Origin of the sequence: Gordonia caeni (genome assembly GCF_039537105.1) — a bacterium.
Taxonomy (GTDB): domain Bacteria; phylum Actinomycetota; class Actinomycetes; order Mycobacteriales; family Mycobacteriaceae; genus Gordonia; species Gordonia caeni.
The window spans coordinates 1-1,462 of record NZ_BAAAZW010000025.1 but is presented as its reverse complement, the minus strand read 5'-3'; the positions used below and the strand labels follow the sequence as shown (position 1 = coordinate 1,462).

Genomic DNA, 1,462 nt, shown 5'->3' with positions numbered 1-1,462 from the left:
GGCGGGTTCTAGCGATCCCCGCAACACCCTGAATTCAAGGGAGTTGCGGGGATCGTGGCATTCGAGGAGTTGAAGGCAGCATTTTTCGCGGCACTAGATCAGCTTGACGGCAACGTCACGGCGGCAGCCCGTGAGGTCGGGGCGAATAAGAACACCGCTTATGGCTGGACGCGCCGTGCCGGCCGTCGAGGTCGCGGCAAACAGCCTGGTAGACCTCACCCTCGCCGTCAGGAATACGACCAGTTGCGTGCCGAAGGAGTCCACCGGAGCGCCGCCGCGGCCCAGGTGGGTATCAACGTGCGCACTGCTCGGGATTGGGACCAGGGAATCCGAAGGCTCCGAGATGGGCGTCTCTATCCGGACGGCACGCTGGTCGACTACACCACTGGTATGACCACAGTCGTGTCCGTGCCGGTTCCCGTGACTTTGGAAGCGAATCTCGACTCACGGTTCCTCACCTTGGAGGATCGCGAGACCATCGCCGACCTGCACCGGACCGGCGCGAGTCTTCGGGCGATAGGGCTCGTACTGGGCCGTCCGGCCTCGACGGTCAAACGAGAGATCGACGCCCGCTCTGTCGATGGCGATTACCAGCCATATGCTGCGCAGCGCCACTGGGCGCAGTCCCGGCGCCGCCCCAAAAAGGCCAAGCTGGCCGACCTGACACCGCTGCGCGACTACGTGCAAGACCGACTGTCCCTGCGCTGGTCGCCGGAACAGATCAGCCACACTCTGGTCAAGGACTTCCCCGACGACGAGAGCATGCGCGTGAGCACCGAAACGATCTACCAGGCGCTGTATCTTCAGTCGCGTGGCGGCCTGAAACGCGAGGTGGCCGCGGCGCTACGCACAGGCAGAACGCGCCGCAAACCTCACCGCAGCGCCGATGAGCGCAAGCCACGGTTCACCGACCAGATGGTGATGATCTCCGAGCGTCCCCCTGAAATCGAGGACCGGGCCGTGCCCGGGCACTGGGAAGGCGATCTGATCGTCGGGCCACGGAGCACGTCGGCGATCATCACCCTGGTTGAGCGCTCCACCCGCTATGTGCTGCTCGGGCATCTTCCCGGCGGACACACTGCCGAGGAGGTTCGTGACGTCCTCACCGTGCTCGTCGGCACGCTGCCAGCACATCTACGCGGTTCACTGACCTGGGACCAAGGTTGTGAGATGGCGGCGCATAAGCAGTTCAGCGTTGCCACCGGCGTGCCGGTGTACTTCTGCGACCCGCACTCGCCCTGGCAGCGCGGCAGTAACGAGAACACCAACGGATTGCTGCGCCAGTACTTCCCTAAAAGCACCGACCTGCGCGTCTACGGGCCGGCGGACTTGGAACACGTCGCCCAGCAGCTCAACGGCAGACCACGCAAAACGCTCGACTGGGATACCCCAGCCGAGCGCTTGCGTGATCTACTGACAGCCAATTAACCATCAGGTGTTGCAAGGACCCCTAGAATCCGCC

The 1,462-nt window shown here is 64.0% G+C and carries 1 protein-coding gene; it reads left to right on the top strand.

The genetic code is table 11. The annotated features are described in order from the left end of the window. Positions 1 to 291 precede the first annotated feature (291 nt). A complete protein-coding gene (locus tag ABD732_RS18525) occupies positions 292 to 1,428 on the top strand; it encodes an IS30 family transposase (protein WP_425553092.1) in 1,137 nt (378 codons plus the stop codon). Positions 1,429 to 1,462: the final 34 nt, after the last annotated feature.